Source organism: Paracoccus alkanivorans (assembly GCF_003697785.1).
Taxonomy (GTDB): Bacteria; Pseudomonadota; Alphaproteobacteria; order Rhodobacterales; family Rhodobacteraceae; genus Paracoccus; species Paracoccus alkanivorans.
On the sequence record NZ_QOKZ01000009.1, the window covers coordinates 89275 to 114988 of the forward strand.

The following is a 25714-nucleotide window of genomic DNA, read 5'->3' on the forward strand; positions in this document are numbered from 1 at the left end:
GTCGTGCAGTCCTATTTGCCGCGCGGATCGATCAGCCGGGCCAATACCGCGTCGCGGGTGATGCACCCGCCGCCCTCGACCGGGACCGTGCCCTGCGGGGCGTCGGCCAGAAGCCCCATGATCTCGCGGACCGGCATGTCGGCGGGCACGGGTGTGCCCTCGGCCTCGCCCGGTTCCGCGATATCAGAGGCGGTCAGCACGCCGAGCGGGTTCATATGAGCCACGAAATCGGCCACGTAATCATTGACCGGATTGGCGATGATCTCGCGCGCGGTGCCGATCTGGACGATCCGGCCACCCTCCATAAGCGCGATGCGGTTGCCCAGCTTGAAGGCCTCGTCCAGGTCATGGCTGACGAAGATGATCGTGCGCTTTGTCTTGGCCTGCAGTTCCAGAAGCTCGTCCTGCAGGCGGGCGCGGATCAACGGATCGAGCGCGCTGAACGGCTCGTCCATCAGCAGGATCGGGGCTTCGGTCGCGAAGGCGCGGGCAAGTCCGACACGCTGCTGCATGCCGCCTGACAATTCCCCGACCTTGCGCTCTGCCCATTCCGTGAGGCCCACGGTTTCAAGCTGACGGTCCACGCGATCCTGCCGGTCCCGGGCGGATATTCCAGCCAGTTCCAGGCCCAACCCGACATTTTCGCGCACGGTGCGCCATGGCAGCAGGCCGAATTGCTGGAAGACCATCGCCACATGGCGCAAGCGCAGGTCCCGAAGCGAGCGCTTGCCGGCACCGGTGACCGAGATCATCTTGCCGCCGTCCCAGACACGGACCTCGCCCCGGCAAACATCGTTGAGCGCGTTGACCGCGCGCAGCAGGGTGGATTTGCCCGAACCGGACAGGCCCATCAGCACGAGTATCTCGCCCTGCCGGACATTCACGCTGCAATCATGGACACCCAGGACCTGCCCGGTCTCGGCCTTGATCGCGCCGCGTTCCTGGCCCTGGTCCATCAACGGCAGGGCGGTTTCGGGCCTGTTGCCGAAGACGATGCAGACACGGTCGAATTCGACGGCGTTTGGTGATTGCTCGTTCATTTCCGGCCCTCCATCCGCAGCATCCGGTCAAGCATGATCGCCACGATGACGATGACGAAGCCCGATTCGAAACCGAGCGAGGTATTCACGCTGTTCAGCGCCCGCACCACCGGCACGCCAAGGCCCGAGGCCCCGACCAGCGCCGCGATGACCACCATCGACAGCGACAGCATGATCGTCTGGTTCAGCCCGGCCATGATCTGGGGCAGGGCGCTCGGCAATTCCACCTTCCACAAAAGCTGCCGCGGGGTCGCGCCGAAAGCGGTTGCCGCTTCGATCAGTGGTTCGGGGGTCGAACTGATGCCAAGCTGCGTCAGCCGGATCGGCGCGGGCAGCACGAAGATCACCGTGGCCAGCAGGCCCGGCACCATGCCGATGCCGAAGAACACGATGGCCGGGATCAGGTAGACGAAGGTCGGCAGGGTCTGCATCAGGTCGAGCACCGGGCGCATCCACGCGTAAAGCCGGGGGCGGTGGGCGGCGGCAATGCCGATCGGCACCCCGATCGCCATGCAGACGATGCAGGCCGCAAGCACCAGGGTCAGCGATTGCAGCGTCTCTTCCCAGTAGCCCTGGTTGAGCACGAAGAGCAGGCCCAGCCCGATCAGCAGGCAGGTCTTCCAGCTTCTCTGCAGGGCCCATGTCAGTGCCACCGCCAGCGCGATGAACAGGAAGGGATGCGGATATTCCAGTGCCGCGAGGATACGGCCGATCAGCCATTCCATGACGCCCGCCACGGTATTGAACAGCCATGTCGCATTCGCGTTCAGCCAGTCGAAAACCGTTTTTGCGGTGTTTCCTACCGGGATCTTGTTGTCGGTGACCAGGGAGGTCAGCTCTTCCATCGGATGTCCTTTCGCTTGCTTGGACCAGCGCCGCTCCGCCCGGATACGGCGCGCCCGGTCTTGCTATTGCTGCAGGAAAGCGGCGATATCCGCCGCAAGCTTGTCCGGTTGTTCCCAGAACATGTTATGGCCCGCACCCTCATAGGTCAGGCGTGTCGCGTCGGGTAAGGCGTCTTGCAGCCAATCTTGCGTCTCTTTGCCGAACAGCGGGTCCTGATCGCCCCAGAGAACGGCGACCGGCGCTTCGATCCACGGTGCCAGAAGTGTCCAGTCCGTCGCGCTGAGTGATTGCAGGACGCCCATCCAGACGTGATGCGGAACCTTCGCCCCCTCGGTCCGTTCGCGGTCCAGGAATTCTGCCGGCATCGGGTTGGGATTCGAGAACCAGTCGCGCATGAACTGGCTGTCGGGATCGATTTTTTCGGGCAGTCCGGGAACATTGTCCCACAGCCATTGCGTCGGCTCGGCGGGCATCCGTGTCGTGCTGGAGATCAGCACCAGCCGGTTGACCCTTTCGGGTTCCGTCGCCGCCAGGTAGGCGCTGGTGATCGAGCCAAGCGAATGGCCGACGAGATCGGCCTGCCCGATCTCCAGCCCATCCATCGCCTTTGCGACATGATAGGCCAGATCGGCCGGGCCGTAGCAGCAATCGGGAGCCGACGAGATCCCGTGGCCACGCAGATCTATCGCGACGATCCGGCGGCCGGGCAATGCCTCAGCCAAGGCCGGGGCCATCAGCGACCAACTGCGGCTGTTATCGGTATAGCCATGGACCAGGACCACCGGAACACCCTCGGCCTCGGCAGGAGGCGCGCCGAGTTCGACATATCCGGCGACCAGTTCCGGGCCGACGGATACCGTCTTGCGTGCGGCGTCCCAGCCTGCCTGATCCGGTGGCCCGGCCAGGGCCGCGAATGGCAGGGCTGCCGCCGCGACAAGGGCAGCGAATGCCAGCCTCATCCCTCCAGCGCCTCGTTCAAAGCGCCTTGCGGATCGTTGCCATCCGCCGTTGTCACACCATCCAGCCATGGGGTCGCGGCCTCGGGATTGGCCTGCAGCCATTCCTTGGCGGCATCCATGGGATCCTGGCCGTCATTCAGGATCTTGCCCATGACCTCGTTTTCCATTTCCAGCGTGAATTCCAGGTTTTGCAGGAATTTCCCGACATTGGGGCATTCCTCGACATAGCCCGCGCGGGTATTGGTGCGGACTTCGGCGCCGCCAAGGTTGGGGCCGAAGACATCGTCGCCGCCGGTCAGATAGGTCATCTCGAACTGTGCATTCATCGGATGCGGCTCCCAGCCAAGAAAGACCACCGGCTTGTTCGCGTTGTCGGCGCGCGACACCTGCGCCAGCATCCCCTGCTCGCTCGATTCGACGACCTCGAAAGTGCCCAGCCCGAATTTGTCCCCGGCCACCATCTCCAGCAACAGGCGGTTGCCGTCATTGCCGGGTTCGATGCCATAGATCTTGCCGTCGAGTTCGTCCTTGTGCTCGGCGATCTTGCCGAAATCATCGATGCCCAGATCGGCACCCGCCTTGTTGGTGGCCAGCGTGTATTTGGCGCCGGTCAGGTTGGTGCGGACAGTATCGACGGTGCCGTTCTCGGCATAGGGGCCGATATCGGCCTCCATCGTCGGCATCCAGTTGCCGAGGAACACATCGACATCATCGGTGGACAGGGCCGTGTAGGTGACCGGCACCGACAGGATCTTGGTCTCGGTCTGGTAACCGATCGCCTGCAGCACGGTCGTGGCCAGAGCGGTCGTCGCGGTGATATCGGTCCAGCCGACATCCGAGAAGACGATCTCCTGGCACTGCTCGGGTTCCTGGGCGAGGCCGGCAGTGGTGGTGGCGGCTGTCAGCGCCAGAACGGCAGTGAAACGGGTAAGGGTCATTATTTGCTCCCTGTGTTCTTGATTGACCAGTCAATTAAAGATTGGTTAGACTGCAAAAGCAACCGAAAACTCCGACAACGGATATCCAGATGCCGAAACTTGGGGCCGAACCTATCCGAAAAGCCGCCTTAATCAACGCCGCCATTGCCGAAGTGGGGCGGGCGGGATCACTGGACGTGACGGTGGCGCAGATCGCGCGCGCCGCCGGCATGTCTCCCGCATTGGCCCATCACTATTTCGGCTCGAAAGAACAAATTTTCCTGGCGGCGATGCGCCATATCCTTGCAACATATGGAAAATCCGTGCTCGCGGCCTTGCCGGGGCAGGGTGTGCGCGGACGGCTGGACGCTATCGTGACCGCCAGTTTCGCGCCGCAGAATTTCCAGCGCGAAGTGATCAGCGCATGGCTCAATTTTTACGCGCTTTCGCTGCTGAATGAACAGGCGGGCCGCCTGTTGCGGGTCTATCATCGCCGGTTGCGGTCGAATCTGATCGTGGCGCTGCGGCCCCTGACCGATCATCCCGCGAATATCGCCGACACATTGGGAGCGCTGATCGATGGCGTCTATCTGCGGGCGGTGCTGACCCGGGGGCCGACCGATGGCGCGGCTGCGCTGAACATCATCAACGACTATCTTGACGAGGCCCTTGCATGAGTCCGACCGCCCAACCCGCCGCCAGCCTGTTCATCGACGGATGCCCGGTGGAGGGCGAGGGCGCGACGCTGCCGGTTCTCTATCCCTATACCGGCGAAGAGATCGCCAGCCTGCGCGAGGCATCAGATGATCAGGTTGCCCATGCCTGCCGGGTCGCGGCGGCGGCGCAGCCTGCCTGGGCCGCGCTGGCGCCGGTCGAACGAGGCCGGGTGCTGACCCGTGCCGCCGCGATCATCCGCGAACGGAATAAGGAACTGTCGCGGCTGGAAACGCTGGATACCGGCAAGCCGATTCAGGAAACATTGGTGGCCGATTGGGAATCGGGGGCGCAGGCGCTGGAATTCTTTGGCGGGCTGGCAGCGTCGATTACCGGCCAGATGATCCCCCTGGGACAGGACTGGGCCTATACGCGGCGCGAGCCGCTTGGCGTCTGCGCGGGTATCGGGGCCTGGAACTATCCCAGCCAGATCGCCTGCTGGAAGGCCGCTCCGGCCCTGGCCATGGGCAATGCCATGGTCTTCAAGCCCTCCGAGGAAACGCCCCTTGGCGCCTTGAAACTGGCGGAAATCCTCTTGGAGGCGGGGCTTCCCGCAGGGCTCTACAACGTCGTGCAGGGGCGCGGACAGGTCGGCGCGGCGCTGACCACCGATCCCAATGTTGCCAAGGTCTCGCTGACCGGCTCGGTGCCCACCGGACGCCGGGTCTATACCGCCGCCGCCGAGGGGATGCGCCATGTCACCATGGAACTTGGCGGCAAGTCGCCGTTGATCATATTCGACGACGCCAATCTGGAGCATGCGGTCAGCGCGGCGGTGCTGGCGAATTTCTATTCCTCGGGGCAGATCTGCTCGAACGGGACGCGGGTGTTTCTGCAAGACGGTATCCGCGAAGCCTTTCTCGATCGCCTTGCCGAGCGTGTCCGCAATGTCCGCATGGGCGACCCGCTGGATCCCGAGACGCAGCATGGCCCCATCGTCAGCCCCGTGCAGGCCGGGAAAATTCGTGCCGCCATCGCGGCGGGGGAGGCTGAGGGCGCGCGGCTTCTTTGCGGCGGGCCGGGCGAGGGCGCCTTCGTCCCGCCGACGGTTTTCATCGATGCGTCGGACGAGATGACCATTGCCCGCGACGAAATCTTCGGCCCGGTCATGACCACCTTGGTCTTCCATGACGAGGAAGAGGTGATCCGCCGCGCCAATGCGACCGGATTCGGGCTTGCGGCGGGGGTGTTCACGCAGGATCTGAGCCGCGCCCATCGCGTCGTCGGGCGGCTGGAGGCGGGCACCTGCTGGATCAACAGCTACAACCTCACGCCGGTCGAAATGCCCTTCGGCGGCGTCAAGCTGTCGGGACTGGGCCGCGAAAATTCCGCCGCTGCGATCGAGCATTATTCGCAACTTAAATCCGTCTATGTGGGCATGGGTGGCGTTGACGCGCCCTACTGATCTGCCCTGCCGTTCTGGAAAGATGCAGCAATGAGCCAATCCGATTATGTCATCATCGGCGCAGGCAGTGCCGGTTGCGCACTGGCCTATCGGCTGACCGAGGCGGGCCGCAGCGTCACCCTGATCGAGTTCGGGGGCAGCGATATCGGCCCCTTCATCCAGATGCCCGGCGCTCTCAGCTATCCGATGAACATGCCCCGTTATGACTGGGGTTTCTCGTCGCAGCCCGAGCCCCATCTGGGAGGAAGGCGGCTGGTCACGCCACGGGGCAAGGTGCTGGGTGGTTCCTCTTCGATCAACGGTATGGTTTTCGTACGAGGGAACCGCAAGGACTTTGAATACTGGAAGGAATCCGGCGCGACGGGCTGGGGCTATGACGATGTGCTGCCCTATTTCAAGCGCATGGAGACATGGCATGGCGGCGTCTCGGAATGGCGCGGGGACAGCGGCCCGCTGCATATCACCCGTGGCAAACGCAAGAACCCGCTGTTCAACGCCTTCATCGAAGCGGGCACGCAGGCTGGCTGGCCGCGCACGGATGATTACAACGGCGAGCATCAGGAGGGTTTCGGCCCGATGGAGGCGACCATCTGGAAGGGCCGCCGCTGGTCCGCCGCCAATGCCTATCTGCGCCCGGCCCGCAAGAGCGGCCGGTTACAGGTGATCCGCGCCTTTGCCCGCCGTATCCTGCTGGACGGCAACCGCGCCTATGGCGTCGAGGTCGAGCGCAAGGGCCGGATCGAGAGTATCACCGCGGGGCGCGAGGTGATCATCTCGGCCAGTTCGGTCAATACGCCGAAATTGCTGATGCTGTCGGGTATCGGCCCTGCGGATCACCTGCGCGAACATGGCATCACGCCGCTGGCCGACCGGCCGGGTGTCGGGGCCAACCTGCAGGACCATCTTGAAATCTACATGCAATACAAGGCGCTGAAGCCGGTCAGCCTGTATACCTATTACAACCTCTTGGGCAAAAGCCGGGTCGGGATCGAGTGGCTGCTGCAAAAGACCGGCCTTGGCGCGTCGAACCAGTTCGAAAGCTGTGGCTTTATCCGTTCGGGCGAGGATATCGACTATCCGGATATCCAGTATCACTTCCTGCCGCTGGCGGTGCGCTATGACGGCAAGGCGGCGGCCAAGGGGCATGGGTTCCAGGCTCATGTCGGCCCGATGCGGTCGAAATCGCGCGGCACCATCCGGCTGGTCTCAGACGATCCGGTGGATGCGCCGGAAATCCGCTTCAACTACATGTCGCATCCCGATGACTGGAAGGAATTCCGCGCCTGCGTGCGCCTGACTCGTCAGATCTTCGGCCAGAAGGCGTTCGAGGAATATCGTGGTGACGAGATCCAGCCCGGTGCCGATGTGCAAAGCGACGAACAGATCGACGCCTTCATCCGCGAACATGCCGAATCCGCGTTTCATCCCTGCGGCACCGCCAGGATCGGCCAGCCGGATGATCCAATGGCCGTGGTCGATCCCGAGCTTCGCGTTATCGGTGCCGGGAATTTGCGCGTGGCCGACAGCTCGGTCTTTCCGCGCATCACCAATGGCAACCTCAACGGTCCCTCGATCATGATCGGAGAAAAGGCCGCCGATCACATCCTGAAAGGATAGCCCCGCGACCGGGCAGGGGGCCGCGAGATCAAGAAGGCTTCCCCGGTTGCCCGACGGTGACCCCGGTGAACATTGCCGACAGATCCACCGTATCGCTGTTGTTCAGCGCATCGGCATGATCGTTCAGGAAACTGTCGGCGGCCACGCGCCCGGCCTCTTTCATGCGTGCGAGCATCCCAGGCTCCGGCATCATCTTGGAGCGCGCGGACAGGTTGTTCATCAGCGTGTCGTCAAGGATCATGTGGATCAGCGGAACCTTCATCGCCCGGTCACCCAGGCGATCCTCGGCATCCAGTTTCTTGACGAAGTTGATCGCCCGCAGATCGGCCATCAACGCGGAATTGAAGCTGATCTCGTTGACGCGGTCAGCAATCTCCACCGGCGTTCTGGGCACACAGTCGCGGATCATCGGGTTGATATTCACGATGACGATATCGCGTGGCAGATGGGAGCGATAGAGCGGGAACATGGCCGGATTGCCGGTAAAGCCGCCATCCCAGAATGCGTCCGTCTCTCCGGTTTCGGGGTCGCGGATCTCGATCGCGCGGAACAGGCTCGGCAGGCAGGCCGAGGCCATCACCGCATCGGGTGTCACCCTTCGGCCCGTGAATACACGCATGCGTCCCGTGCGCACATTCGTCGCCGCGACGAATAATTCCGGCCCCTCTTCGGTGCTGAAATCCGGATAGGGCAATTCGCGCAGAACCGCCGCCAGCGGGTTCACATAGAAGGGGCCGTAATCATAGGGGCTGAAGATGCGGGTTATGCTGTCCAGCCATGCGGCGGGAGAGAACATCTCGGTCAGGCGGTGAAGCCCGCGCGGCATTGGCATGCGGGAATGCATCCAGCGCACGACATTATTGTCCGAGATTTCCCCGACCTCGCCCCAGAGCTTGTCGAGATTTTCCCGTGCCGCCCGCCGGCCCTTGGCGCCTTGATACCGCGACAGCCCGGCTTTCAGTGCCGCGCCGTTCAATGCGCCTGCGGAGGTGCCGGTGATTGCCGCGATCCTGAGCCAGCTTTCGTCCAGAAGCCGGTCGAGAACCCCCCAGGCAAAGGCACCATGCGCACCGCCGCCCTGCAGGGCCAGGTTGACATGTTTCTCTTTCATCCCCGGTTCCAGTACTGATTACTCAGATGCACCATAATGCCGGGCTGCATCGAACCACAAGGCATTGAAAAGGCAAAGGCTCCGACCGGGTAGCCCGATCGGAGCCAACTTGTGCGGATCGAAAAACGATCAGTTCGACACTTCCGTGCCTGCCTCGACCGATGCGCCCGCTTCGACGTCAGCCTCTGCCGTAGGCAGAACGTTTCCGACGGCCTCAGCCGCGCCTTCCGTGGCCTCGGTAGCCGTCGAGAGGCCGGTTTCTGCGGCACCGGTGACTGCGCTGCCGGCGGTCGCCAGTCCTTCGGTCGCCTCGGTGGTTGCGGTTTCCGCCGCCGTGGCCGCGCTATCGGCTGCGGTGGCTGCGCCCTCGGCCGATGCCGCCGCGGAGCTTGCTGCCATCGCCTCGGCCTCCGCAACGCTGATCATCTGGTCGCCATCGCTGTCATATGCTTCCAGCGTGGCCTCGGCATGAACGCCGAAGCTCGCCTCCAGCTCGGCCGCGTCAAGCTGGCCATCCGCATTCGCATCCAGTTCCGCGAAACCGGCGGCATATGCAGGGGTCAGCACCGCCAGGGCTCCCAGGCCGGTCAGGGCAGAGATGATGCCGGCTTTGATCATTGGTTTCATGTTGAACTCCTTGATGTTCTTTGTCTCGACAAGTTTTTGTCCACGAGCCTAACCGGGCACCACAACCGCATGTTCCCATGTGTCGGGAGAATGGATGATTTGAGCGCAATCTTGCTTGAAGTGCGACGAGTTCTTGGCCGATTTCAGCCAAAGGCACGCTGAGAGATCGCAGGAAAACCGTTATTCACTCTTCCCGCGAATAGGTTAGGTTGCCGCGCAAGGGCAGAGCGCAGAGGAAGGATATCGCAATGAAATCGGCCTTGACCCCCGGCTATCACGACACCCCGCCCGGGACGGTCGCAACCGTGGTAACCTCGTTCGAGATGCGCGGTGCGCCGCCCTCGCGTCCCGAACGCGGGACAGGGGATTGGCGGCTGGAACGATGGCACGACCCGTCACCGGACGAATATCGCGAACTGTTCCGCCGTGTGGGCGAGGACTGGCTGTGGTGTTCGCGGCTGATGATGACGGATGAGGAACTGGTGGCAATCATCCATGATCCCAAGGTCGAGATCCGCAGGCTGACGGCGCCGAAAGGGGCCGGACTGCTGGAGTTGGATTTCCGGGCCGAGGGTGAATGCGAGCTGGCGTTCTTCGGCCTTGCCCCGGAACTCATCGGCAGCGGCGCGGGACGCTGGCTGATGAACCGGGCGCTTGAACTGGCCTGGGCCCGGCCTCTGACCCGGCTATGGGTGCATACCTGCACGATGGATCATCCCGGCGCGGTGGATTTCTACCGTCGCTCCGGTTTCATCCCGATCCGGCGGCAGGTCGAGATCATCCCCGATCCGCGATTGAGCGGCCTGCTGCCGGAACATGTAGCGCCGCATGTTCCCTGCCTGCCGGTGGGATGATCAATCTTCGGATTGCGCCTCGGCCCGGCTCTTGCCCGCGACATCCATCGCCAGGGTGGCCGCCATGAAGGCGTCAAGGTCGCCATCCAGCACACCTTGCGTATCGCTGGTTTCCTCGGATGTGCGCAGGTCCTTCACCATCTGGTAGGGATGCAGCACATAGGACCGGATCTGGTTGCCCCAGCCCGCGTCGCCCTTGGCGTCATGCTGGGCCTGGATGCTTTCGGTGCGCTTTCGCAGCTCCATCTCGTAAAGCCGTGATTTCAGCGCCGCCATCGCGTTGGCGCGGTTCTGGTGCTGCGACTTCTCGGAGCTCGTGACCACGATCCCGGTGGGAATATGGGTGATCCGCACCGCCGAATCGGTGGTGTTCACATGCTGTCCCCCCGCGCCTGAGGAGCGGTAGGTGTCGATGCGGATTTCACTGTCGGGCACGGTGATCTCGATATTCTCATCGACCACCGGATAGACCCAGACCGAACTGAAAGAGGTATGCCGGCGCGCGGAGCTGTCGAAAGGACTGATACGGACCAGCCGGTGCACGCCGCTTTCCGATTTGAGCCAGCCATAGGCGTTATGCCCGCTGATCCGGTAGGCGGCGCTGCGAATCCCGGCCTCTTCCCCGGCGCTTTCGCTCATCAGCTCGACCTCGTAGCCCTTCTTCTCGGCCCAACGCACATACATTCGGGCCAGCATCGCGGCCCAATCGCAGCTTTCCGTGCCGCCCGCGCCGGCGTTGATCTCGAGGAAGGTGTCATTGGCATCCGCCTCGCCATTCAGCAGCGCCTCCAGCTCCTTTTTCGCGGCCATTTCGGCCAGCGCCTTCAGGTTGCCTTCTGCCTCGGCGACCAGTTCTTCGTCACCCTCTGCCTCGGCCAGTTCGACCATCTCGGCGTTGGCCGCCAGATCGTCCCTGATCCGCTTGTAGGTTTCGATGGCATCGACCAGCGCCTGCCGTTCGCGCATCAGCTTCTGCGCGCGCGCCGGGTCGGACCAGAGATCGCCGGCCTCGATCATCGCGTTCATCTCTTCCAGCCGGTGCGGAGCGGTCTGCCAGTCCATCCGTTGCCCCAGCAGGCTCAGCGAGCGTTGGATGGCTTCGATAGTGGATTGCGTCTCGGCACGCATGATCGGCTCCCGGGGCTCTTGGGTCAGATCAGGGGTGATAACGCGCGCGGGGCGACACGACAAGCCCGGGGCAAACAGGATTGATCACGGGCAATTCCATGTAATGCGATCCTAGTCATATCCTCGGTGATCCCGCTCCCCCGATTTTCAAGTGATTTCCTGAATGAAAAGCGCCTGCGCTTGATCGGTGAAACATCAAAAAAAAATGTATATCTGGTGTGTAGTCGACCTACTTCATCTTGAAGGTAAACTATTCGGCCGCGATACGCTCGTCTGGCATCGCACCGGTATCGAATGCCGACAGCCTGCGGACCACATTGGCCAGCCGGCCGGAAAAGCTCTCGAACTCGGGGAGCGGCGTGATGGTGGCCTCGTCCATATACAGGGCCCGGTCGATTTCGACCTGCACGACATGAACGTTCTGTCCCGGGCGTCCATAGGTCGAACAGATATAGGCTCCCGAAAAGGGTGAATTCCTGCGAACGCTCCAGCCCTCGTCCTCGATCACGCCGGCGATCGTGTCCAGAACCCGGGTGGCGGCCGAAAGGCCATAGCGGTTGCCCAATACGAATTCCGGGCGCTGACCGTGCAGATGGGACAGGGCGTCATGCGGCATGGAATGCATGTCGATGAGTATCGCCTGCCCGAAACTCGCCTGCGCCTCGGCGATCAGGGTGCTCAGGGCCAGATGATAGGGACGCCAATAGGCGTCGATCCTGCGGTCGGCCTCGGCGCGGTCGATGGGGCGGTTGTGAATGGTCCGTCCCTGCGCGACGACGCGGGGAATCACCCCCAGCCCCGCGATCGTGCGCTGATTGAGCGGATGACGCGGGATGCCGCGCACGACCAGCGGATCGATTTCGTCGGCCCCCCGGTTCAGGTCGATCAGGCAGCGCGGCATGCGGGCTGACAGGGCCACTGCGCCGTATTCCGGGGCGCAATCGATAAGCCGGTCGACGAAGGCGTCCTCGGACGAGCGCAGGGCATTCATCGGGAGTGACGTGCTTTCAAGGAACCAGTCGGGGTAATCGCTGCCCGAATGGGGCGAGGCGAATATGACGCCGTTCGTCCAATGCGCCGGGCGTTTCAGCGAAAACGGTATGTCAGGCTTTGTCACAAGGCATTCCCCAACGTCCAGAGTGCCCCTACCTTATAGACCAGAGCGTATCTGTTCCAATAGGTCTTGAAACCCGTTGACGGCATATGTATAGACACGCGGACCGAAGGCGGGTTAGCCGGCAATTCTTCGTGAATTGAGGCAGAATCACCGAAGGTATGGGCGGTTAGCTCAGCGGTAGAGCACTACGTTGACATCGTAGTGGCCACTGGTTCGATCCCAGTACCGCCCACCATTTTATCTGAGCACAATGACTTATGGCTGTTTTTCTCCGGTGCGCCGCACAGGTGAGACACAGTCATGCCCATGGCAGCCTATTTAAGCCAATCCCGTCACGGTATATTTTACTTCCGCTGGCCGCTTCCTTCGGTCCTGCATCCGAAGGGCAGGCGAAGCGATATCCGGCTGTCCCTGGGGACGCGCTCCAAGGCTGTTGCGCGGCGGCTGTCGCGATTACTCTCAGCGTTAGGAGAAAATTTACCAATTCCCGCTATGGCGCGGGCCATGCATTACGATGAACTCCGCGAACATGTGCGACAGCATTTCCAGGGGCTGTTGCAGCAATTTCAGGCCGGTATCGCGCAGGACGGTCCTGCCGATGCCGCGCGGCTGGAGGCGTTGCGGACAGGCCGGATGGCTGCCGGGGCGGATACCGACGGTTGGATTGATGTGGCAGACCCGGATGGCGCTTCCGGCATTCTCGGCGCATTCTGCGACCGTCGCGGCATTTCCGAAGAGGACTTGACCGCCGCCAAGCGCAACTGGCTGTTGCGGGCCATTCAGCGCGGTCATGGAGCCTATTGCGCAGCGGCGGAGGATTATGCCGAACGCTTCGATAGCATTGAACTGGGAACGCCGCAGCAAAGCGTATCCGCGCCAGAACCGACCGCAGGGATTGCCCGAATCGGCAACACCGACCTGCTGGAGCGGTACTTCGATGAAGCGCGGCGCACGGCGAGCCTTGCCGCAAAGACAGAGTTCGAGAAGCGCGAGGTACTGAACCTGCTGAACGAAATCGTTGAGCAGAAACCCTTTGCCGCACTCACCAAGGCCGACGCTCAGAAGGTGAAGCAGGCGCTTATGCGATTGCCACGGAACCGGAACAAGCTGAGCGGAACAAGAGGAAAACCGCTGAGTGAGATACTGGAGATGCAGGGGTTTGAAATCATCTCTGCCCGTACCATGAATACCTATATCAGCCATATGCAAACCTTTTATAGCTGGGCGGCCAATAACGGCTACGTGCAGGAGAACATATTTCAGGGCATGCGGGTCAGACTGCCGAAGCGGGTCAAGGAGCAGGGCCGGGAGGCATTCACCGAGGAACAGCTTGGTATCCTGTTCCGACACCTGACCGAAAACCCTGACCGGCTGGTGCGCAAGGACGATCACAGGTGGATTGCGTTGATCGGGATATTCACCGGCATGCGGCTGAACGAGATCGCGCAGCTTGACATTGCCGACATCAAGGAAAGCGACGGCGTCCGGTTCTTCGATGTCAATGCCAGCGGCGCGGGAAACAAGCGGTTGAAAAATTCCGCCTCGCAGCGCCTCGTACCGGTGCATGACCGGCTGCTTGAAGCGGGTGCTGCAATTCGTCGAAGAGCGGCACAGCGGCGGATCACAGCGGCTGTTCCCCGATCAGCCCTGGTGCCCGAAGAACGGCTATGGCCGGAATGCCGGACGATGGTTCAATGAACGTCTGCTGCCCGCATTGGGCATGAAGTCGGAGCAACTGGTGTTTCACAGCCTGCGGCACACGATGGCGACACTGCTGTCGCGCAATGACGTGCCGGATACGCAGGTGAAGGCGATTCTGGGGCATGAGCAGCCGGGAGTAACCTACAGCACCTATTTCCACGGCTTCCGGCCCGCGCAGTTACAGGCGGCGATCAACCGGTTCGGGTTCTGACGGCGCGTTTTGTGTGCCGGTGGCAAAGAGGGCGTTACTGATGCCGACAGTTTTGGAAGAGCAATTCGGACTCACTTGGGATATGATTGCGGGTCTGGAAGACCAGACCGGCGCTTCGCTTGCGTTCGAGCCCTGCCTTGAAACCCGTGACGTGGATATTGACCGGCTGGCTGCAGACCTCACCGGGACGGCTTTCCGGCATTGGGTCGGCGGCTACACCCAGCGAAAACCCAAAGCCTCCATGGTTGCCAATGTAAGATGTTGCCTGCGGCTGATCGTGCTGAACCTGCTTCATGCTGAAAGCGCCGGGGCAGCGGGCCTGCCGGTTGGTATCCCGACGGGGAAGGACAGGCTTTATTCCGAGAAACGCTATCATCCGGCGTTCATGACGGCGACCGCGTTTCTGACGGCTATGAAGGCGCTCATGGAATGCGGACTGATGGAGCGGACGGCGCGGGGCTACCATCTGCCGGAGCATTCGCAGGTCGGGCGCTACCGGCTTGAAGTGGCGGTAAGGCGGGATATTCGTCGCAGCCGGGCGAACAACACCGATTGTTTTCACGTTCACCCCGACAGCGAGACCATAAGGCTGAAAGACGAAAGCAGGCGGCTCACCGACTACCGGGAAACGGCGGAAACCCGGCGGATGCGCGAGAACCTGTCCGTGATCAATTCGGTGCTCGACACTGCCGATATCTCGACCGCAGGACCATTGTGTCGTGGTCGCGACTTCGAGGGCGAGCCGCTGTTGGGGCAACGGTACCTGTACCGGGTTTTCAATAACAACTCCTTCGGTCAGGGCGGCAGGTTCTATGGCGGATGGTGGCAATGCGTCCGCAAGCATATCCGTCCGCTGATACTTATCAACGGACTGCCGACGATTGAGGCCGATTACAGGGGGCTGCATCCCGCGATCCTGTTCGCGGAACGAGGGCTTGAGATACCGGACGATCCGTATTCCCCCGTACCTGTCCCGGCTTCGGCTGCAAAGGGCAGTGCGGCTGTCAAAAAGACATGGCGCGCTGCCGTGAAGGAAACCTTCAACGCGATGCTGAACGCAACGGGATCGACCGTAGCACCGGAAGACTTCGATACAGAGCCGCACGGCATGACCAAAGCCCGGTTCCGCCAGCATGTCAGAGACGCGTTCCCGATGCTGACCGGAGAGTTCGGTTCCGGTGTGGGAATGCGGTTACAGAGGGCAGACAGCGATCTGATGGAGGCCGTCATGATGCATTTTGCCGATCAGGGCATTCCCGTGCTTCCGGTGCATGACAGCGCCATCATTCAGCGTGAGCATACGGATGAACTGGTTGCGGTCATGGCCGGAGAGTTCAGGAAACGATACGGACAAACGCCACCCATCCGGATAGAGTAATACCCGTCCTTCCCCCGTCCATATATTCCCATACTCGGGAAGATAAGCTTTCAGCCGCTGGGAAAGCGGCGATGGATAAAGCACAAACTGGTATCCGGCAAAAGCGATAGATACACGCGACCGTATGAGCGTTGCCGCCAACCGCCACAATCCGGCATGACCCTGGCTCAATCCATAGAATCGCCGCAGACCCGGATTTTTTGGCCGCTTGCAGGCCATTGACGCTATCCCGACCCCAACCTATCCAGAACGAAACGGCGCTCTGCGAGCAAAAACATGGGGTTTGACGAGCGCGACAGGCACAGCAGTAAAACCCGCTTACAGTGACCAGCGTTTCAGAGCCGCGCGGGCCGATACCGGGTCGTTCCTGATCCTCAGCACAGTCTGCCGGGACAGACCAGCCGCTCGGGCAATCTCGCTCGTGCCCGCTCCGGCTGCGGACATGCTCAACACCGTGTCCAGCTTTACACCGTCATAGCTTGGTTTCTTGCCCCGATAGCGGGACCGGTCTTGCCGCGCCGATGCGATTCCGGCCTGCTGAGCCGCTTTGGTTGCCTCGGCCTGCGTCTGCGCGGTTGCAGCCATGAAGGCAATCAGTGCGTCCCTGACAGCCTGCTGAACCGGGTCACGGGTTGCTCCGTCAAAGGTCATGTTATTGATGACTGGGCGTATGACCACGCCCCGGCGCATGAACTCGCGGATGCAGTCGGTCACGTCGCGGTAGTCCCGGCCCAGCCGGTCAACCCAACGGACAACCAGAGTGTCGCCGCAACGCAGTTTGTCGAACAGCCGTCTGCCTTCCGGCCTGTCCGCCAGCATAACCCTGACGCCGGATACACCGTGGTCCGCAACTACCTCGTCAATCCGGAAACCTGCCGCCTCGGCCTGGCTGCGTTGATGGTCAAGCGTCTGTTCGGCTGTGCTGACGCGGGCATAGAGGATCGTTCGGGACATGCTGAAAACCTGTTCGCAAGGGTTGTGTCCGGTTGAACATATGTCCGCTGGATTAAAACAACCCTAACGGACATGATTTTCGTACCCTCTGGGCATGTCCGCAGGGGTATACCCTGTCGGACAGTCAAGCGGGAGCCAGTTCATTCGGCACCCACCTCGCCGGACGGATGGCCGACCGCTCAAGGGCGGGCGAAGAACGGATGTTTGCCACGTTCGGTCACGCCTTTGCGCCATAAGGGGCCATGGGGGAGAATTGGAGCGGGCGGGAATAGAGATGCCCCCTCGCAAAAATTCGCCGGAAAATTAAGACGGACCCCAGAGGGGGCTCGTGTGTTTACCGAAATTTAACCAAATATATCAATTCCCCTTCCGGGAAATGCAAGCCTGTGCCACCATTTCTAAAAATCGCATTGGCGAGGATGCCGGGCATCTAGGGTTGCGAGAGTTGTGCTGTGAAATCAATTCATGCAAGCAAACGCAATTCCAAGCACTTGATGCAGGCTGTGCTGGTGTTGGAAATGCATAACTATCGTTCCAGGAGAACATGATGAATGTAAATGTAAAGAAAAGAAAGGGTAAGACGTTGCGTAGGCTGCTGCTTGTCGTCCCGCCATCAACTCTCATGTTTGGATGCGGCGTTCCGCAGAAGAATATATCCACCGACATGGAGAAGAAAGAGTATAAAGCCGTCTCGAATATCGTAGATCGCCTTAGGAGAAGCCCGTTATCTGATACATCGGATATGCGAAAGTCACTGCTTAAAATAATCCCTCAAGCTTGCATAGAAGATAATGGAAATGTTTCCTGTTCGGCAACAAGGACCAGAGCTATAAGGGGGCGTGAGGGCAAGTATCTGCCTGTTCTGGATATCACTTCCGTGAGCCTGAATGTAGATAACAGTTATTGTTATGCGAAGTCATACTGGCTGTACGCTGTGGAGCAACCTGAAACGGAAAAAAGTCAAGGAAGCGCGGGCGGTGGCAAAGGCGAGTTAGCCGAGTTTTGGTCAATGTAGCCAGTTGGAGTTTAGTAAATGTCGACATCTCTGGGAACGTCTGGGAATGATTCTCTCACCGGGAGCGAGGGAGACGACAGTCTGCTCGGACTGGACGGCGACGATACGCTTGACGGCGGTCACGGTCAGGACACGCTTCGCGGCGGCGCTGGAAATGACTCCCTTTTTGGTGGTGCAAAATCAGACGGCTCTCCCTCACAGATGCTTGATGCTCTGGAAGGTGGCGATGGCAATGACACGCTGGATGGTGGCCTTGGTTCCGATGACCTGTCTGGCGGAGCGGGCGATGACGAACTCCGTGTAAGTGTCGTTTACCGTAACATTCAGGAAACCATAGATGGCGGTACCGGCACCGACACGCTTCAGATCGACGGCACGGACCAGGAGGGTGCGGCATTCACTGTAAATCTTGCGTCGGGAACGGCAGGTACCTTCGGCCTCAGCCAATTTACGCTTAGCAATATCGAAAATGTCGTCGGTGGCGATAAAAGCGACACACTGACCGGCGATGACGGGGCGAACCGCCTGGAGGGGCGCGCCGGGAACGACAGCCTGGCCGGGGGCAAGGGTGCGGATACGCTTGATGGCGGGGATGGCAATGATACGCTGGATGGGGGTAATGGCCCTGACAGCATATCCGGCGGTGCGGGTAATGACCTTATCCTGCAAGGCTTTAATAATACCAGTCAGGTTGCCGAAACGCTCGATGGCGGCAATGGCATCGATACGGTGCAGATCGATGGCACCGCGGTGGAAAGCTACACGTATGATATAAACCTTGCTAAAGGGACGGATAATTACGGCAGAACATATTCCGGCATCGAAAATGTCGTCGGTGGCGATAAAAGCGACACACTGACCGGCGATGACGGGGCGAACCGCCTGGAGGGGCGCGCCGGGAACGACAGCCTGGCCGGGGGCAAGGGTGCGGATACGCTTGATGGCGGGGATGGCAATGATACGCTGGATGGGGGTAATAGCTCTGACAGCATATCCGGCGGTGCGGGTGATGATCAGTTCACGGTCAGTGACGGACACGATGTTATCACCGATTTCACAACCGGTGAATCGGGTGCGGCAAATGATGGGAACAACACCAATAACGACTTTATCGATCTGAGCGGCCACTACAGCCAGGCCAATTATGATCGCGCGGTTGCAAACGGGGCCATTGACCCCAGCGTAATCCGCAATCCGCTGAAATGGATGCAGGCCGACCAGGATGATGACGGCGTCCTGAACGATACAGAAGCAGGGTGGAGCGATACTAACACGCTGACCATCCAGAATGAAGGCGCCGCAGTCGGCGGATCAGACCTGACCTCTGATCGGACGGGTGTTATGTGCTTCGCGCACGGCACATTGATCACCACACCGCATGGCGATGTTCGGATCGAGACGTTAAAGATAGGTGACCTGGTTAAGACAGTTGACAATGGATATAAGAACATTCGTTGGATCGGCCAGCGTAAACTTAGTGCCGCCGAGTTGAAGGCCAATCCGAAACTATGGCCGATCTGTATCCGGGCGGGGGCGCTGGGAGAAAATACGCCTTCGTCGGACCTGCTGGTTTCGCGGCAACATCGCATCTTAATCCGCTCAAAGATTGCACAGCGGATGTTCGGTTCACCAGAGGTTCTGGTTGCGGCCATGCATCTGACGTCGGTTGAAGGGATCGATATCGCGGACGATCTGAATGAGGTTGCGTATTACCATATGCTTTTCGATCAGCATGAGATCGTCATCTCGAATGATGCAGAAACAGAATCGCTATATCCCGGACCGCATGTATTGGAGAGCGTGGGACCGGAAGCAGTCCGGGAAATATACACGCTTTTTCCGGAACTGCGCGAATACGACTACTCCCCGGTTGCGGCGCGACCATTTCCGACCGGATCTAAAACGCGACAGCTTTTGTACCGCCATACCAAAAACGCCGAAAAGCAGCTCTGTTGTAAACTTTTGCGCAGACCGTAGGAAACCCTCTGCTGGAGGTAATTATGCTGCGGCGAGGTGTTGTCGGCGTTGTTGCAGAACTCGGTTTGTGGGGATTCACTTTGCGAATCCATAGCGTTAGACGCGCTGCATGAGAAAACCATCTCCCGCCCGCTATCGCACGACGAACTGGTCCAGCTACAACGCATCGCTGCGGAAACGGGGTTCGCTCCTGATCTGGGTTGACAAGGATATGACCTGGCTCGCGCCGCGTGACGGGTGGCCAGCGGTGTTTTCCGATGCGGCCATCCAGTTCTGCCTCTCGATCAAGGTTCTCTTCAAGCTCCCTCTGCGCCAAACCGCCGGGATGGTGGCGAGCCTGCTGAAGTTGGCGGGACTGGACTGGTCCGTGCCGGACTTCTTGAACCGCCCCGGGTTTACCGGAGAGTAAAACACTCCAAAGGTGAGCCTTATGACAAAGAATCGATATACTCCTGCTTATCCATCCGAACTGCGTGATCGAGGTGTTCGGCTTTTTCGTGACCATCGTGCTGATTACAGCAGCGATTCAGCCGCCTACCGTGCGATTGCGCCGAAGCTTGGTTGTTCTCCGGACAGCCTGCGCGTCTGGTGCCAGCAGGCCGAGCGTGATGCCGGCCAGCGCGGTGGGCTGACCAGTGCTGAGAAGGACAGGATCAGGGAACTGGAGCGCGAGAACCGGGAATTGCGCACAGCCAATGAGATCTTGAAGATAGGTGAACAGGCGAACGCCATGCGTTCGAGAGAGCCTGTGAACGCATATTTCGCGGCGGCGGAGCTCGACCGCCCATTCCGGAAATGATTGCCTTCATTGATGCTCATCGGGAGGGTTTTGGTGTCGGGCCGATCTGCGGGGTTCTGGGGATCGCACCATCGACCTTCTATGTGCATAAGCAGCTTGAAGCCGCGCCTGAGCGGGCTTCGGCCCGGCGCTTCAGCGACCGTGAGTACTGCGCGGAGATTCGGCGTGTTTTTGACGCGAACCGTGGCCTTTATGGGGCGCGGAAAATCTGGCGATCCCTACGCCGCGAAGGGAAGGATATCGCGCGATGCACAGTAGAACGGCTGATGAAATCCATGGGATTGCAAGGCGTTGTTCGGGGAAAGAAGGTCATCACCACCAACCCCGATGCGGCACGTCCTTGCCCGCAGGACAAGGTGAACCGGCAGTTCCGGGCGGACCGTCCAAACCAGCTCTGGCTGTCGGACTTCACCTGTGTGCCCACCTGGCAGGGCATGAGTTACGTCGCCCCTCGCCACGGTCACTCGGACCAGTGGCGTTCCCATGGCTCGATCATCGACGTCTTCGCCCGCAAAATCGTCGGCTGGCGGGTTTCGACATCAATGACGACGGGCTTGGTTCTGGATGCGCTCAATCAGGCGATTTGCCAGCGATGCCCGTCAAAAGCGGACGGCTTGACCCATCATTCCGACCGCGGATCGCAATATCTGTCCATAAAATACACCGAACGGCTGGCCGAGGCCGGCATCGATCCATCCGTGGGCAGCGTCGGCGATTCCTATGAGTTCAAGCCGGTCCGCAGAGCGGATCAAACGGTCCCCCGGACCGTTTTAAGGCGCAGAACGCCATGGCGGAGACCATCATTGGACTCTTCAAAGCCGAGGTCATCAATATCCTCGGACCGTGGAAATCAGTCGGGCAGGTCGAATGGGAGACCCTCAGATGGGTCGACTGGTTCAACACATCCCGCCTGCTGGAACCCATCGGATATATCACCCCAAATGAAGCAGAGGTGAATTTCTATGCAGCCTTGAACCAAACCCAAAATGCCGCGTAATATTTGAGCCAAAACATCTCCGGTAAACCCGGGGCGGTTCACATCGAGGCGAGGATGCGCTGCCTCAAGGCCTTCGGCGAACGCATCATGGCGAGAGACCCGGACCGCCAAGCCGCCGAAATCCACATCCGCGTCGCACTCATCAACCGCTTCAACGCACTCGGCACCCCCGACATCGTCCGCATGGCATGACGTCAGTGGGGCAAGGGGAACTCACGTCTCAGGCCAGAGTAATGCAACAATGCCTTTGCTCACCGACAAGGTTTTTCGGGCTTGCATCTCTCTGACAGGTGTGACACAGGAGTGGTGCACATTCCAACCCGCGCTTGGGACGGGAACAGCTATATCAGATGGTTGTGCGGAGGGTGGTCGTCCCAGTACCGCCCACCATTGTTTCGCCGCCCCCGGCCGATGTCGGGGGCATTTCGTTTTCCTGGCGGCTGCGATGCGCCGCGACGAAGGAGAAGGCCGATGAAGGTTCGCAACTCGCTCCGCTCGCTCAAGAGCCGGCATCGCGATTGCCGTGTCGTGCGCCGCAAGGGCCGCGTTTACGTGATCAACAAGACCAATCGCCGCTTCAAGGCCCGTCAGGGCTGACCGGCGGGATCACCGCGAAGACGAAATGACCCGCCCTTGCCGGCGGGTTTTTTCATGGCCATCAGAAAAGCGCGGAGTCCCAACGGTATCTAGGAAGTCTGTTCCAATGCGCGGGTGAAGAAATCCTCCTCGCCGAAATTTCCGGATTTCAATGCCAAGGCAAGCGAGCCATGATCATCTTCTCCCCGGCACCATGGGACTCCCGGGGCGATTTCGGCGCCGATACGCAAGGCGGTGATGCCAAGCGCGCTGGTGATCGCACCCGAGGTTTCACCGCCCGCGACGACAAGGCGGGCCGCGCCGTGACTGCGGGCGATCCTTGCCGCGCGGGCGAGAGCTTCCTCAACCACGGCACCGGCCTTTTCGACGCCAAGGGCTGATTGCGCGGCGGCGACCTCATCGGGCCCGGCGGTCGCCTGCAGCATGCAGTCCTGGCCGGTGTCCAGACATTCGATGATCCAGTCCTGCATGCCGCCGTCATCGCCCTCGGCCAGCCGCTGTGGATCCAGCCTGAGCGTGGGCGCCATGGCGGCGAAATGCGCCACCTGCTTGCGGGTCATGGCAGAACAGCTGCCAGCCAGCACGACAGCCGGTCCCTTGGGCATGGTTGGCAAGACCTCGTCGCCTTCGGTGGAGGCAAGCAGCTCTGCCGCGCGCCACGCATCGGGCAGGTGACGGGCAAAGGCGCTGCCGCCTGTCAGCAAGGGCAGCGCATGTGCCGCCTGCGCCAGTGCCTCCAGATCGCTGTCATCAAGGGCGTCGCAGACCAGATGGGGGGCGCCCGAGGCAATGGCCCCGGCAACCGCAGCCTGTCCTTGCCTGATCGTCGGCCAGTCCAGCAACCCCACCTTGCCTGCATCATCGCCCAGTTGCGGGGCCAGCACGCGGGTCAGGTCGCTGTCGCGCATCGGATTCAGCGGATGATCCTTCATCGGGCTTTCCGCAAGCGGCTGATCACCCACGAACAGGTTGCCCATGAAAACCCTCCGCCCGTTTTCGGGGAATGACGGCACGTAAACTGTCCTTTCCGTCCCCAACCGATCCATCAATGCCTGTGCCACGGGGCCGATATTGCCGCGCATCGTGCTGTCGAAGGTCGAGCAATATTTCCAGTAGATGTGCCGCGCGCCCGCCGCCAGCAGCCAGTCCAGCGCCGCAAGCGCCTGCGTCACGGCCCGGCCGGGCTCAATCGCGCGGATCTTCAGGGCGATGACTTCGACAGCTTCGGGTGGGCCGGGGGAGGCGGGTTCCGAGGGCAGGCCGATCCGCAGCGAGACCGGCACGCCTGCCCGCACCAGCAGCGCGGCCAGATCGGTGGCACCGGTGAAATCATCGGCGATGCAGCCCAGGATCATGTGCCTTGCTCCCCGTCACCCGGCAGCTTCACCCCTGCCTGCCGCGCGAGGTAAAGGGCCACGGCCGAGTCGTCCCTGCGGCCCAGGCCCGCCGCGGAGGTCTGCCGGAACAGTTCAAGCGCGGTGTGCGACAACGGCGCAGGTGCGCCCGATGCGCCCGCGGTTCTGGTCACGATGCCCAGATCCTTGACGAAGATATCGACGGCAGAGCGGGGTGTGTAGTCGCCCTCGACCACATGCGCGCCGCGATTGGCGAACATCCATGAATTGCCGGCGCAGGACTGGATGACGCGGTGCACTTCGTCCAGATCCATGCCCTGGCTTGCGGCCAGAACCATCGCTTCGGCCATGGCGGCGATATGAACGCCCGCCAGCATCTGGTTGATGACCTTCATCCGCGCACCCGCACCGGACCTCTCGCCAAGCCGGAACACGGTGGCCGAGATCGCCTCCAACGCCGGAGCGGCATGCTGGAACGCCGTTTCGGAGCCGGAGGCCATCATCGAAATCTCTCCCTCCATTGCCTTGGCCGCGCCGCCCGAGACCGGGGCGTCGATGGCCATCATCCCGGCCTGTTCCAATCGCCCGCAGATATCGGCGGCCTCTGCCGGTTCCATGGTCACGCAAATCACGAAGACCGTGCCGGGACGGGCAGCAGGGACGGCGCCGGCATCGCCGAACAGCACTTCGCGAGTCTGCGCCGCATTGACGACATAGATAAGGACCACGTCGGATTCACGGCCCAGTGCCGCTGCATCCGGGGCGAGGGTGCCGCCCGCATCCGCGAAGGCTGCCCGGGCTTCTTCACGCAAATCCAGCCCTTGCGTCGGGATACCCGCGCGCAGTAACGATACCGCAGCGCCCATGCCCATCGAGCCAAGCCCGATCACTCCCGCCGAAATGCTCATGCGATTGCCGCCTTTCTGCGCCTGAGGATGGCGCGGATCAGCGGCAACAGCCAGAAGGCGACCGCCATGATGCCGAGCACCGCGGCGATCGGCCGTTCGAAAAAGGCCAGCAGGTTGCCATCGGCCTTGATCATCGAGGTGATGAAGTTCTTTTCGAGCATCGGCCCGAGGACAAGGCCGAGAATCGCCGGAGCGATGGGGATCTCGCATTCCTCCATGGCAAAGCCGATCACGCCGAAGGCGAGCATGACCCAGACCCCGAAGATCGAGTTGGTGATCGCGAAGGCGCCGATGATGCAGGATAGCATGATCACCGGCATCAGGATGTTCTGCGGCACCGATAGAAGCCGCGCGCCCAGCTTGATCGCCACCCAGCCCAGGGGCAGCATGATGAGGTTCGCCAGCAGAAAGACGATGAACAGCGCATAGATGAGCTGCGGCTGCATCAGGAATACCGTGGGGCCCGGATTCATGCCCTTGATATAGAGCACGCCGATCACGATGGCGGTAATGGAATCGCCCGGGATGCCGAATACCAGCGCCGGAATCCACGCGCCCGAGACGGCGGCGTTGTTCGACGAGCCCGCCTCGACCAGCCCCTCGACATGGCCGGTGCCGAATTTCTGCGGTTCGCGGGAGAAGCGTTTGGAAATGGCATAGCTGATCCAGGCGGCGATATCTGCGCCCGCGCCGGGCAGGGCACCGATAATCGTTCCCAATGCGCTGCCGCGCAGCATCTGTTTCGGATAACGCCGGATATTCCGCCACTGGCGGGCAAAGATATGGCTGGTGTCGGGGCGCTCGGCCCTGACCGCCCGGGAGGGGTGGACGATGGCGCGAAAGACCTCGGCGGCGGCGAACAGGCCGATCATGGCGCAGATCAGCGGAATGCCCGCCATCATGTCCACATTGCCGAAGGTAAAGCGCGGCTGGCCCGCCGGGTTGTCGAAACCGACGCAGGCCGCCGTGAGGCCGACCACCAACGACAGCATGCTTTTCAGCGACGATCCGGGCGAGACGAAGACGGCGCAGGACAGCCCCATCACCACCAGCCAGAAATATTCGAAGGACGAGAATTTCAGCGCCACCTCGGCCAGCGCGGGCGCGGCGACGATCAGCACGATGGTGCCCAGGGTGCCCCCGATGGCCGAGAATACAAGCAGGGCGCCAAGCGCATCTGCGGCGCGACCGCTCCGGGTCATGCGCCATGCATCCTCGGTATAGGCGGCGCTGGCCGGGGTGCCTGGAATGCGCAGCAGCGCGGCGGGCAGGTCGCCCGCGAAGATCGCCATGGCGGCGGCGGTGACGATGGCGGCGATGGCGGGGACCGGCTCCATGAAGAAGGTGATCGGAACCAGCAGCGCGGTTGCCATGGTCGCGGTCAGGCCGGGCATCGCCCCCAGGAACATCCCGAAAGCGCCCGAAGCGATCATGGTCAGGATCACCTGCGGCGTCAATACGAGGTCCAGAGCGTCCGAGATAACCAT

22 protein-coding genes, 1 tRNA gene, 4 pseudogenes and 1 other annotated feature are annotated in these 25714 nt (G+C 61.4%); of the genes and pseudogenes, 15 read left to right on the forward strand and 12 right to left on the reverse strand.

Going from position 1 to position 25714, the window contains the following annotated elements; genetic code table 11:
• Nucleotides 1-11: 11 nt before the first annotated feature.
• The 4 genes from choV to choX form a co-directional block, all read right to left on the reverse strand.
• The gene (gene choV / locus C9E81_RS18755; protein WP_122113889.1) at nt 12-1040 is read right to left on the reverse strand and encodes a choline ABC transporter ATP-binding protein; all 1029 of its coding nucleotides are present in this window, start codon (nt 1038-1040) and stop codon (nt 12-14) included.
• Nucleotides 1037-1885 (reverse strand): choline ABC transporter permease subunit, encoded by an 849-nt coding sequence (choW, locus tag C9E81_RS18760; protein ID WP_122113890.1) that lies wholly within the window; start codon nt 1883-1885, stop codon nt 1037-1039. The genes choV and choW overlap by 4 nt, the downstream gene beginning before the upstream one ends.
• A gap of 63 nt (nt 1886-1948) precedes the next feature.
• On the reverse strand, nt 1949-2845 hold the full coding sequence (locus tag C9E81_RS18765; RefSeq protein WP_166461976.1) for an alpha/beta fold hydrolase: 897 nt from the start codon (nt 2843-2845) through the stop codon (nt 1949-1951).
• Nucleotides 2842-3783, reverse strand: a complete 942-nt coding sequence (gene choX / locus C9E81_RS18770; protein WP_122113892.1) for a choline ABC transporter substrate-binding protein — start codon at nt 3781-3783, stop codon at nt 2842-2844. The genes C9E81_RS18765 and choX overlap by 4 nt, the downstream gene beginning before the upstream one ends.
• An 89-nt stretch (nt 3784-3872) precedes the next feature.
• Between choX and betI the strand changes: the two genes are divergently transcribed.
• The 3 genes from betI to betA are packed head-to-tail and all read left to right on the forward strand — an operon-like array spanning nt 3873 to nt 7498.
• A complete protein-coding gene (gene betI / locus C9E81_RS18775) occupies nt 3873-4439 on the forward strand; it encodes a transcriptional regulator BetI (protein ID WP_122113893.1) in 567 nt (188 codons plus the stop codon).
• Nucleotides 4436-5881, forward strand: coding sequence for a betaine-aldehyde dehydrogenase (gene betB / locus C9E81_RS18780; RefSeq protein WP_122113894.1), 1446 nt, complete (start codon nt 4436-4438; stop codon nt 5879-5881). Before betI ends, betB begins: the two co-directional genes overlap by 4 nt.
• A 30-nt stretch (nt 5882-5911) precedes the next feature.
• Entirely contained in the window at nt 5912-7498 is a 1587-nt protein-coding gene (gene betA / locus C9E81_RS18785) for a choline dehydrogenase (protein WP_122113895.1), read from the forward strand.
• A 28-nt stretch (nt 7499-7526) separates the two neighbouring features.
• Here the strand turns inward: betA and C9E81_RS18790 are convergent, their stop codons facing one another.
• Together C9E81_RS18790 and C9E81_RS18795 are read right to left on the reverse strand one after the other, a co-directional pair.
• Nucleotides 7527-8609 carry a patatin-like phospholipase family protein gene (locus C9E81_RS18790; protein ID WP_122113896.1) on the reverse strand — a complete coding sequence of 361 codons (1083 nt, stop codon included), beginning with the start codon at nt 8607-8609 and terminating at the stop codon, nt 7527-7529.
• 129 nt (nt 8610-8738) lie between these two features.
• Nucleotides 8739-9236, reverse strand: a complete 498-nt coding sequence (locus C9E81_RS18795; protein WP_122113897.1) for an EF-hand domain-containing protein — start codon at nt 9234-9236, stop codon at nt 8739-8741.
• Nucleotides 9237-9484: 248 nt separating this feature from the next.
• Between C9E81_RS18795 and C9E81_RS18800 the strand changes: the two genes are divergently transcribed.
• The gene (locus C9E81_RS18800; protein WP_122113898.1) at nt 9485-10090 is read left to right on the forward strand and encodes a GNAT family N-acetyltransferase; all 606 of its coding nucleotides are present in this window, start codon (nt 9485-9487) and stop codon (nt 10088-10090) included.
• Here C9E81_RS18800 and prfB read toward each other — a convergent pair whose 3' ends face one another.
• Nucleotides 10091-11218: a peptide chain release factor 2 gene (prfB, locus tag C9E81_RS18805; protein WP_122113899.1), complete on the reverse strand. Its 1128-nt coding sequence runs from the start codon at nt 11216-11218 to the stop codon at nt 10091-10093.
• Between the two features lie 250 nt (nt 11219-11468).
• Nucleotides 11469-12335 (reverse strand): N-formylglutamate amidohydrolase, encoded by an 867-nt coding sequence (locus C9E81_RS18810; RefSeq protein WP_122113900.1) that lies wholly within the window; start codon nt 12333-12335, stop codon nt 11469-11471.
• Nucleotides 12336-12495: 160 nt separating this feature from the next.
• Here C9E81_RS18810 and C9E81_RS18815 point away from each other — a divergent pair.
• The 5 genes and pseudogenes from C9E81_RS18815 (at nt 12496) to C9E81_RS18825 (ending at nt 15625) form a co-directional block, all read left to right on the forward strand.
• Nucleotides 12496-12570: transfer RNA gene (locus tag C9E81_RS18815), tRNA-Val, on the forward strand.
• Between the two features lie 71 nt (nt 12571-12641).
• Nucleotides 12642-12788 (forward strand): annotated as a pseudogene (locus tag C9E81_RS23705) (DUF6538 domain-containing protein); the annotation flags it as partial.
• A 51-nt stretch (nt 12789-12839) separates the two neighbouring features.
• Nucleotides 12840-14033, forward strand: coding sequence for a hypothetical protein (locus tag C9E81_RS23000; protein WP_166461977.1), 1194 nt, complete (start codon nt 12840-12842; stop codon nt 14031-14033).
• 22 nt (nt 14034-14055) lie between these two features.
• Nucleotides 14056-14247, forward strand: coding sequence for a tyrosine-type recombinase/integrase (locus C9E81_RS23585; protein WP_166461978.1), 192 nt, complete (start codon nt 14056-14058; stop codon nt 14245-14247).
• Between the two features lie 40 nt (nt 14248-14287).
• Entirely contained in the window at nt 14288-15625 is a 1338-nt protein-coding gene (locus tag C9E81_RS18825; protein WP_122113902.1) for a hypothetical protein, read from the forward strand.
• Nucleotides 15626-15943: 318 nt separating this feature from the next.
• Here the strand turns inward: C9E81_RS18825 and C9E81_RS18830 are convergent, their stop codons facing one another.
• Nucleotides 15944-16579, reverse strand: coding sequence for a recombinase family protein (locus C9E81_RS18830; RefSeq protein ID WP_122113903.1), 636 nt, complete (start codon nt 16577-16579; stop codon nt 15944-15946).
• A gap of 547 nt (nt 16580-17126) precedes the next feature.
• Here C9E81_RS18830 and C9E81_RS22770 point away from each other — a divergent pair.
• The 6 genes and pseudogenes from C9E81_RS22770 to ykgO all read left to right on the forward strand — a co-directional run bounded on the left by C9E81_RS22770 (nt 17127) and on the right by ykgO (nt 21964).
• Nucleotides 17127-17594 carry a hypothetical protein gene (locus C9E81_RS22770; protein WP_147457633.1) on the forward strand — a complete coding sequence of 156 codons (468 nt, stop codon included), beginning with the start codon at nt 17127-17129 and terminating at the stop codon, nt 17592-17594.
• Nucleotides 17595-17612: 18 nt separating this feature from the next.
• The gene (locus tag C9E81_RS18835) at nt 17613-19571 is read left to right on the forward strand and encodes a Hint domain-containing protein (protein ID WP_122113904.1); all 1959 of its coding nucleotides are present in this window, start codon (nt 17613-17615) and stop codon (nt 19569-19571) included.
• Nucleotides 19572-19680: 109 nt separating this feature from the next.
• A pseudogene (locus C9E81_RS18840) lies at nt 19681-19950 on the forward strand (transposase); the annotation flags it as partial.
• Nucleotides 19951-20001: 51 nt separating this feature from the next.
• A pseudogene (locus C9E81_RS18845) lies at nt 20002-21367 on the forward strand (IS3 family transposase).
• Nucleotides 20325-20441 (forward strand) — a sequence feature (AL1L pseudoknot). (Overlaps the previous pseudogene by 117 nt.)
• Before the next feature lie 42 nt (nt 21368-21409).
• Nucleotides 21410-21559 (forward strand): annotated as a pseudogene (locus C9E81_RS18850) (IS5/IS1182 family transposase); the annotation flags it as partial.
• 279 nt (nt 21560-21838) lie between these two features.
• Nucleotides 21839-21964 carry a type B 50S ribosomal protein L36 gene (gene ykgO, locus C9E81_RS18855; RefSeq protein ID WP_076527305.1) on the forward strand — a complete coding sequence of 42 codons (126 nt, stop codon included), beginning with the start codon at nt 21839-21841 and terminating at the stop codon, nt 21962-21964.
• A gap of 89 nt (nt 21965-22053) precedes the next feature.
• Here the strand turns inward: ykgO and otnK are convergent, their stop codons facing one another.
• From otnK to C9E81_RS18870, 3 genes are read right to left on the reverse strand one after another with little or no spacing between them, the layout of a single operon-like run.
• Nucleotides 22054-23319 carry a 3-oxo-tetronate kinase gene (gene otnK / locus C9E81_RS18860; protein ID WP_122113905.1) on the reverse strand — a complete coding sequence of 422 codons (1266 nt, stop codon included), beginning with the start codon at nt 23317-23319 and terminating at the stop codon, nt 22054-22056.
• Entirely contained in the window at nt 23316-24227 is a 912-nt protein-coding gene (gene ltnD, locus C9E81_RS18865; RefSeq protein WP_122113906.1) for an L-threonate dehydrogenase, read from the reverse strand. The genes otnK and ltnD overlap by 4 nt, the downstream gene beginning before the upstream one ends.
• Entirely contained in the window at nt 24224-25714 is a 1491-nt protein-coding gene (locus tag C9E81_RS18870) for a tripartite tricarboxylate transporter permease (protein WP_122113907.1), read from the reverse strand. Before C9E81_RS18870 ends, ltnD begins: the two co-directional genes overlap by 4 nt.